12 protein-coding genes are annotated in these 7,573 nt (G+C 51.0%); all 12 read left to right on the forward strand.

Going from position 1 to position 7,573, the window contains the following annotated elements; genetic code table 11:
- Positions 1-490 (forward strand): conjugal transfer pilus assembly protein TraU (gene traU, locus ACLQ7T_RS15690; protein WP_219355633.1); only part of this gene is annotated, 490 nt, incomplete at its 5' end.
- Between the two features lie 26 nt (positions 491-516).
- Complete coding sequence (locus ACLQ7T_RS15695) at positions 517-825, forward strand: hypothetical protein (protein ID WP_104774097.1); 309 nt, start codon at positions 517-519, stop codon at positions 823-825.
- Positions 826-887: 62 nt separating this feature from the next.
- Complete coding sequence (locus ACLQ7T_RS15700; protein WP_000009088.1) at positions 888-1,406, forward strand: hypothetical protein; 519 nt, start codon at positions 888-890, stop codon at positions 1,404-1,406.
- Between the two features lie 26 nt (positions 1,407-1,432).
- A complete protein-coding gene (gene trbC, locus ACLQ7T_RS15705; protein WP_000087539.1) occupies positions 1,433-2,071 on the forward strand; it encodes a type-F conjugative transfer system pilin assembly protein TrbC in 639 nt (212 codons plus the stop codon).
- Between the two features lie 392 nt (positions 2,072-2,463).
- The gene (locus ACLQ7T_RS15710; protein WP_001229309.1) at positions 2,464-2,886 is read left to right on the forward strand and encodes an HNH endonuclease; all 423 of its coding nucleotides are present in this window, start codon (positions 2,464-2,466) and stop codon (positions 2,884-2,886) included.
- Complete coding sequence (traN, locus tag ACLQ7T_RS15715; protein WP_104774095.1) at positions 2,883-4,691, forward strand: type-F conjugative transfer system mating-pair stabilization protein TraN; 1,809 nt, start codon at positions 2,883-2,885, stop codon at positions 4,689-4,691. Before ACLQ7T_RS15710 ends, traN begins: the two co-directional genes overlap by 4 nt.
- Before the next feature lie 23 nt (positions 4,692-4,714).
- Entirely contained in the window at positions 4,715-4,975 is a 261-nt protein-coding gene (locus ACLQ7T_RS15720; RefSeq protein ID WP_089560846.1) for a conjugal transfer protein TrbE, read from the forward strand.
- The gene (gene traF, locus ACLQ7T_RS15725) at positions 4,938-5,711 is read left to right on the forward strand and encodes a type-F conjugative transfer system pilin assembly protein TraF (RefSeq protein ID WP_077253142.1); all 774 of its coding nucleotides are present in this window, start codon (positions 4,938-4,940) and stop codon (positions 5,709-5,711) included. The genes ACLQ7T_RS15720 and traF overlap by 38 nt, the downstream gene beginning before the upstream one ends.
- Positions 5,712-5,826: 115 nt before the next feature.
- Positions 5,827-6,108, forward strand: a complete 282-nt coding sequence (gene traQ / locus ACLQ7T_RS15730; protein WP_000549793.1) for a type-F conjugative transfer system pilin chaperone TraQ — start codon at positions 5,827-5,829, stop codon at positions 6,106-6,108.
- Entirely contained in the window at positions 6,095-6,640 is a 546-nt protein-coding gene (trbB, locus tag ACLQ7T_RS15735; RefSeq protein ID WP_105078375.1) for a type-F conjugative transfer system pilin assembly thiol-disulfide isomerase TrbB, read from the forward strand. The genes traQ and trbB overlap by 14 nt, the downstream gene beginning before the upstream one ends.
- Positions 6,630-6,932 carry a P-type conjugative transfer protein TrbJ gene (trbJ, locus tag ACLQ7T_RS15740; RefSeq protein WP_001244873.1) on the forward strand — a complete coding sequence of 101 codons (303 nt, stop codon included), beginning with the start codon at positions 6,630-6,632 and terminating at the stop codon, positions 6,930-6,932. The genes trbB and trbJ overlap by 11 nt, the downstream gene beginning before the upstream one ends.
- A partial coding sequence (locus ACLQ7T_RS15745; protein WP_420480239.1) for a conjugal transfer protein TraH occupies positions 6,929-7,573 on the forward strand: 645 nt, incomplete at its 3' end. The genes trbJ and ACLQ7T_RS15745, both read left to right, overlap by 4 nt.

Here is a 7,573-nt window from a genome sequence, read left to right on the forward strand (position 1 = left end):
CCCCACCTGGACGGACAGCAGCCTGACCACCATTCTCAATCCGGAAGCTGTCATCTTTGCCAATCCGATAGCACAGGGGGCCTGTGCAGCAGATGCCATTGCCAGCGCCTTTAATATGCCTCTCGATGTTCTGTTCTGGTGTGCCGGTTCGCAGGGCAGTATGTACCCGTTCAATGGCTGGGTGAGTAATGAGTCCAGTCCGTTGCAGTCCTCCCTGCTGGTCAGTGAACGCATGGCGTTCAAGCTGCACCGTCAGGGCATGATTATGGAAACCATCGGGAAAAATAACGCCGTCTGTAATGAATATCCGTCCCCAATCCTGCCCAAAGAACGCTGGCGTTATCAGATGGTGAATATGTATCCGGACAGCGGACAGTGCCATCCGTTCGGGCGCAGTGTGATGCGCTGGGAGACGGGAAAAAATCCGCCCAACACAAAGAAAAACTTCGGCTACCTGATGTGGCGTAAACGTAACTGTGTATTCCTGTAACTTAAACAAAAAGAGGAATATTTTAAATGGAAAAGAAATTAAGCAGTAAATACATTCATATGTATATGAGTATATCCCAAGTGTTCATTCGTTTGACAGGCAATGTATTAAAACTGTTTCCTTTTGCTATGGTGATATGCCCTGTGGTGTGGTTTTATCTTTGCCCTGAACATATTATCTCAGACATTGTTAACGACTGGCAGGATGCAGATACACTGGAAAAAATACTGCTTGTCAAACTGTATCTGAAGACGGTTCTTATTCTGACAGTGGTAAGCGTTGTTGTCTTGTCTCTTTCGTCAGATAAGTTTATGTCTGTTAAGCGCAGGAAATGAGTCTGTCGGTTCTCATAAATATAACCGTGTGTGCATATGTAAAATATAAATAAAGGTGTGTTATGAGTTTTTTATCATTTTTACGAAAGATAAGTAATAAAGAAAAAGAAATTTTTATCAGTGAGGAGCGTTTTTTCTCCCTGCTGGAAAGGGTGAGTGCTTTTGATGTGGTCAGAGAATGGGCTGAAAATGGTGGAGCATATTATCCTCTGCTGGAGTGCCGTCGGCTTACAGATATTGAAGATGTCAGGAAATCAGAGGATATACTGAACCGACTGGAGTTTATTGACAGAAGATTTCGGGAATTTATCAGCATTATGTCTGAATATAATCGTAATGATAAATCTAAAAACAGGTGGGAGAGGGAATTGTCTGAATATCCACCGGAAAAAATATACCAGGTCCGGAGAGAGGGAAACCATCTGTCATTAAAAAATTACGGTGATGATATTACTCTGAACAGAGATACCGCCGTGGCTACGGTGCAGATTACTGTCAGCAGAAAATGCATTACTCAGGAAGAAATGGATGAATTATATGCATTGTCTGAGAGACTGAAAGAAAAGTGTGCCGGTAATTAAATTATATCGCTATGCCGGGAGATGATATGAGCCGGAAAATATTTGTACTTTTTGCCCTGACCACAGGACTGTTTATTTCTGCCCATGCTTCGGAAAACGTGAATACGCCCGAAAACCGCCAGTTCCTGAAGCAGCAGGAAACACTGAGTCAGCAGTTACGTGAAAAGCCGGACACACAGTTGCAGGCATGGGCAGAGCAGCAGGTCAGGGCGAATCCCCTTCAGCATTCCGATAACCAGTTTCTCGATGAACTGGTCCGTAAACAGCAGGCTGCTCAGAAGGATAAACCACAGCAGGGCGCCGTGTACTTTGTGTCCTTCTCCATTCCCGAAGAGGGGCTGAAACGGATGCTGAGCGAAACCCGGCACTACGGTATTCCGGCCACACTGCGGGGCATGGTGAACAATGACCTGAAGACCACCGCTGAAGCCGTGTTGTCCCTGGTGAAAGACGGCGCAACTGATGGTGTTCAGATCGACCCGACGCTGTTTTCACAGTACGGCATTCGCAGCGTACCGGCCCTGGTGGTGTTTTGCAGCCAGGGGCACGACATCATCCGGGGAAATCTGCGCGTCAGGCAGGCGCTGGAGAAAGTGGCCACCGCAGGAGACTGCCGGCAGGTGGCCCGGGCGTTGCTGAATAACCCCGGAGATAAACAAAAATGACTTTACCTGCCGGGTATTACCGGATTGACCCGGACATCCGTGCACTGGTGGCCGCGATGAACGTTCACGGATTTCGTACATATGCGTCCTGTCAGGGGCATGGTTTCCCTGTTACGAAACTGCCGCCTTATATTGCCTTTGTCTGTCCGGTAAAAAAGGCGGCTCTTCTTGAGCAGCGACTGCGGCAGGATGCGGAGTCCATGATGCCCCGGTTGCTGTGGGGCTGGTCCGTCGGGGCTTCTTTTAACAGTGACCTTCAGCTCTGTTTCCGGCTTCAGCCTGAAGGCCCTCATCACTGGTATCACCGGTACTGTCGCCGCTCACTGCGTGCAGACTTCAGGACGCTGGTCCGCTTACTGAATCCGTAAATCTGTTCCCGTAAGGAGGCATTGATGGCGCTGACAAAGAAGCAGCGGGAAAAACTGCGTATGAAATTCGGCGGTCGTTGTGCGTACTGCGGCTGTGAACTGCCGGAAAAAGGCTGGCATGCCGACCATGTTCAGGCGGTGCTCCGCAAGTCAGAGCAGTGCATGAAGGCTGCAGAAAAGCGCATTTTCAGGCTGAAATCCACCGGTGATGTTTTCAGACCGGAGGCCGACTGTCCGGAAAACCTCGTCCCGGCCTGTGCGCCGTGCAACCTGCTGAAAACAACATATTCGCTGGAGATGTTCAGAACGCAGGTGTCCCTGCAGGTTGAACGGGGGCGAAGAAGCAGCGTGAATTTCAGGACCGCAGAACGGTTCGGGCTGATTCAGGTGGTGAACAAACCAGTCGTGTTCTGGTTTGAGCAATATCAGAGGGAGAGTGAGGTATGAAACGTCTTCTGCCATTGCTGCTGGGGCTGGCAGTCAGTGTGGCACAGGCTGACAGCAACAGTGATTACCGGGCGGGTTCTGATTTTGCCCGTCAGATTCAGGGGCAGGGTACAGGCAGTATTCAGGGCTTTAAGCCACAGGAGAGTATCCCCGGCTATAACGCGAATCCGGACGAGACAAAATATTACGGTGGCGTGACTGCCGGCGGGGATGGCGGCCTGAAAAATGACGGCACCACGGAATGGGCGACCGGTGAAACCGGAAAAACCATCACAGAGTCATTCATGAACAAGCCGAAAGACATTCTTTCACCGGATGCACCGTTTATCCAGACCGGCAGGGATGTGGTGAACCGGGCTGACAGCATTGTGGGAAACACCGGGCAGCAGTGCAGTGCGCAGGAGATTAGCCGGAGTGAATACACGAATTACACCTGTGAGCGGGATTTACAGGTGGAGCAGTACTGCACACGAACTGCCCGTATGGAGCTGCAGGGGAGTACCACATGGGAAACCCGGACGCTGGAGTATGAAATGAGTCAGCTACCTGCACGTGAAGTGAATGGTCAGTATGTTGTCTCCATTACCTCTCCCGTTACCGGTGAAATTGTCGATGCGCATTACAGCTGGAGTCGTACTTACTTGCAGAAGAGTGTACCTATGACAATTACAGTACTGGGAACCCCACTGAGCTGGAATGCCAAATACTCAGCAGATGCCTCATTTACACCAGTACAGAAAACACTGACTGCCGGTGTGGCTTTTACGTCATCTCACCCCGTCCGGGTCGGGAATACAAAATTCAAACGTCATACGGCAATGAAGCTGCGTCTGGTTGTCAGGGTAAAAAAAGCCTCGTACACCCCGTATGTTGTCTGGTCTGAAAGCTGCCCGTTCAGCAAAGAGCTGGGGAAACTGACAAAAACAGAATGTACGGAGGCTGGCGGGAACAGGACGCTGGTGAAAGACGGTCAGTCATACAGCATGTACCAGAGCTGCTGGGCATACCGGGACACGTATGTCACGCAGTCAGCAGACAAGGGAACCTGTCAGACCTACACCGACAATCCTGCCTGTACCCTGGTGTCACACCAGTGCGCCTTTTACTCCGAAGAAGGTGCCTGTCTGCATGAATATGCCACGTACTCCTGTGAGTCAAAAACATCCGGGAAAGTGATGGTCTGTGGGGGAGACGTCTTCTGCCTTGACGGTGAATGCGATAAGGCTCAGAGCGGGAAGAGTAATGATTTTGCCGAAGCCGTTTCTCAGCTGGCGGCACTGGCCGCAGCAGGTAAGGATGTTGCGGCGCTGAACGGGGTGGATGTCCGTGCTTTCACCGGTCAGGCGAAATTTTGTAAGAAGGCTGCAGCCGGATACAGCAACTGCTGTAAGGACAGCGGCTGGGGACAGGATATCGGGCTGGCCAAATGCAGCAGTGATGAAAAGGCCCTGGCTAAAGCAAAATCAAACAAACTGACCGTCAGTGTCGGAGAATTCTGTTCGAAGAAAGTGCTGGGTGTCTGCCTGGAGAAAAAACGCAGCTACTGTCAGTTTGATTCGAAGCTGGCGCAGATAGTCCAGCAGCAGGGGCGCAACGGTCAGCTGCGTATCAGTTTTGGCAGTGCGAAGCATCCTGACTGTCGGGGGATTACGGTTGATGAGCTGCAGAAAATTCAGTTCGACAGACTGGATTTCACTAACTTCTACGAAGACCTGATGAATAACCAGAAAATCCCGGACAGTGGTGTTCTGACGCAGAAAGTGAAAGAGCAGATTGCTGACCAGCTGAAACAGGCAGGACAGTAAGGTATGGAAAATAACCGGGGAAAATGATGAAAGTCATATTCACGTCGAACCGTTTTATTGATTTTCTTATCCGGCTTCTGATTACAGTGATTGTCATTTCCCCGGTAATTATCTGGTCGTGGGATACGGTAAAAGAAACCACGGCAGACGGGATGCTTGCCGCTGCTTTCGTTATCCTTTACTCCGGTGTGCTCCTGTTTATTCTGTATTTTTGTTTTTCTGCCCTGACTGACCTGCAGAAACCTGATGAAAGAAAAAGTGATGAAAGGAATGAAGATGAATAAAGCATTACTGCCACTGTTACTCTGCTGCTTTATTTTTCCGGCGTCAGGAAAAGATGCAGGCTGGCAGTGGTATAACGAGAAAATAAATCCGAAGGAAAAAGAAAATAAACCAGTACCTGCAGCCCCCCGTCAGGAGCCGGACATTATGCAGAAACTGGCCGCACTGCAGACGGCAACAAAGCGGGCGCTGTATGAAGCCATTCTGTATCCCGGCGTGGATAATTTTGTGAAATATTTCCGGCTGCAGAATTACTGGACTCAGCAGGCCGGGCTTTTCACCATGAGCGCCAAAAAAGCCATGCTGGCGCATCCCGAACTGGACTATAACCTGCAGTACAGCCATTACAACGGCACGGTCCGGAACCAGCTGGCGGCAGACCAGGCGCAGCAGCGACAGGCCATTGCGAAACTGGCTGAACACTACGGCATCATGTTCTTTTACCGGGGGCAGGACCCCATCGACGGGCAGCTGGCGCAGGTCATTAATGGCTTCAGGGATACCTATGGTCTGAGTGTTATTCCCGTTTCCGTGGATGGTGTGATTAATCCGCTGTTGCCGGATTCCCGGACTGACCAGGGGCAGGCGCAGCGCCTCGGCGTGAAATATTTCCCGGCCATGATGCTGGTTGACCCGAAACAGGGCAGTGTTCGTCCGTTATCATACGGTTTTATTTCGCAGGACGACCTGGCAAAACAGTTCCTGAACGTTTCTGAAGATTTTAAACCGAACTTCTGAATTACGGATATTTTCCGTTCGTCAGTAAATTCCATTAATTCTGAACCTGGTAATAATTCACCATTTATTCCGGTAGTCCCTTATTTAATTCTCTGTATGACAGGAGAGTTTTACTGTGCATAAATATAAATTCTCTTTACCCCGGCTTGATATTACGGGAATGTGGGTATTTTCCCTGGGTGTCTGGTTTCATATCGTCGCCCGTCTTGTTTACAGCAAACCCTGGATGGCTTTTTTTCTGGCGGAGTTGATTGCGGCCATCCTTGTGCTGTTCGGCGCATACCAGGTGCTGGATGCATGGATTGCCCGTGTCAGCCGGGAAGAGCGTGAGGCACTGGAAGCCAGGCAACAGGCCATGATGGCAGAGCAGCAGGAGGGCGGACATGTCTCTCACTAAATTACTGCCGGTCATTTTGTTGATTATGGCCACAGGTGTGCAGGCCTCCACCCGGGATGAAATTGAACGACTCTGGAATCCGCAGGGTATGGCCGCGCAGCCTGCACAACCGGCAGCAGGCACGTCAGCCAGGACAGAAAAGCCAGCCCCCCGCTGGTTCCGCCTCAGCAACGGCAGGCAGGTTAACCTGGCCGACTGGAAGGTGGTGCTGTTTATGCAGGGGCATTGCCCTTACTGTCACCAGTTTGACCCGGTACTGAAACAGCTGGCACAGCAGTACGGCTTTTCCGTTTTTCCCTACACCCTGGATGGTCAGGGGGATACCGCCTTTCCGGAGGCATTGCCGGTGCCACCGGACGTGATGCAGACCTTCTTCCCGAATATCCCGGTGGCCACACCGACCACCTTCCTGGTCAACGTCAACACGCTTGAGGCATTACCGCTTTTACAGGGGGCAACGGATGCTGCCGGTTTTATGGCGCGGATGGATACCGTTCTGCAGATGTACGGAGGGAAAAAAGGTGCGAAATAAGCAGGTGGTGTTACTCATTGCCGGAATATCCGGCATCGCGACGGGAATAATCGTCAGCCTGAATATCCCCTTTATCCATCAGGGGCTTTTTTATCCCGCCAGCCCTGTAGAAATTGTCGTTTCGCTGTGCCTTACCTTTTCTGTTTCTGTTGTGTTTTTTGTGGGGGCAATTGTGGGATGGATTTCGGTGTCTGAAATATATTACAGCCGCAGGACTGGACGGAAATATCGGGATATTCCTGCTGAAATGTCGTATGCGCCGGGAGAACAAATTAAGGGAGGGCAAGAATGATGCCACGCATTAAACCTCTTCTGGTTCTTTGTGCTGCTTTACTGACGGTCACACCCGCAGCGTCAGCGGATGTGAACAGCGACATGAATCAGTTCTTTAACAAGCTGGGCTTCGCCTCCAATACCACACAGTCGGGCGTCTGGCAGGGGCAGGCTGCCGGCTATGCTTACGGCGGCTCCCTGTATGCCCGTACTCAGGTCAAAAATGTTCAGCTGATTTCCATGACGCTGCCGGATATCAATGCCGGATGTGGCGGCATCGATGCCTACCTCGGTTCGTTCAGTTTTATTAATGGCGAGCAGCTGCAGCGTTTTGTTAAGCAGATTATGAGCAATGCTGCCGGTTACTTTTTTGACCTTGCCCTGCAGACAACGGTGCCGGAAATCAAAACCGCAAAAGACTTCCTGCAGAAAATGGCAAGCGACATTAACAGTATGAACCTCAGTTCCTGCCAGGCGGCGCAGGGGATTATTGGCGGGCTTTTCCCCCGGACGCAGGTGTCCCAGCAAAAAGTCTGTCAGGACATTGCCGGTGAGAGCAATATTTTTGCTGACTGGGCGGCTTCCCGGCAGGGATGTACCGTTGGCGGGAAATCTGACAGTGTCAGGGATAAAGCCAGCGACAAGGATAAGGAGCGGGTG

Origin of the sequence: Brevundimonas sediminis (assembly GCF_048799765.1) — a bacterium.
In the GTDB taxonomy this organism is placed as follows: domain Bacteria; phylum Pseudomonadota; class Alphaproteobacteria; order Caulobacterales; family Caulobacteraceae; genus Brevundimonas.

Excerpts from the sequence above, each read along its gene's own strand:
- ACLQ7T_RS15695 (WP_104774097.1), top strand. The coding sequence starts at position 517 with ATGGAAAAGAAATTAAGCAGTAAATACATTCATATGTATATGAGTATA.
- ACLQ7T_RS15700 (WP_000009088.1), top strand. The coding sequence starts at position 888 with ATGAGTTTTTTATCATTTTTACGAAAGATAAGTAATAAAGAAAAAGAA.
- trbC (WP_000087539.1), top strand. The coding sequence starts at position 1,433 with ATGAGCCGGAAAATATTTGTACTTTTTGCCCTGACCACAGGACTGTTT.
- ACLQ7T_RS15710 (WP_001229309.1), top strand. The coding sequence starts at position 2,464 with ATGGCGCTGACAAAGAAGCAGCGGGAAAAACTGCGTATGAAATTCGGC.
- traN (WP_104774095.1), top strand. The coding sequence starts at position 2,883 with ATGAAACGTCTTCTGCCATTGCTGCTGGGGCTGGCAGTCAGTGTGGCA.
- ACLQ7T_RS15720 (WP_089560846.1), top strand. The coding sequence starts at position 4,715 with ATGATGAAAGTCATATTCACGTCGAACCGTTTTATTGATTTTCTTATC.
- traF (WP_077253142.1), top strand. The coding sequence starts at position 4,938 with ATGAAAGAAAAAGTGATGAAAGGAATGAAGATGAATAAAGCATTACTG.
- trbB (WP_105078375.1), top strand. The coding sequence starts at position 6,095 with ATGTCTCTCACTAAATTACTGCCGGTCATTTTGTTGATTATGGCCACA.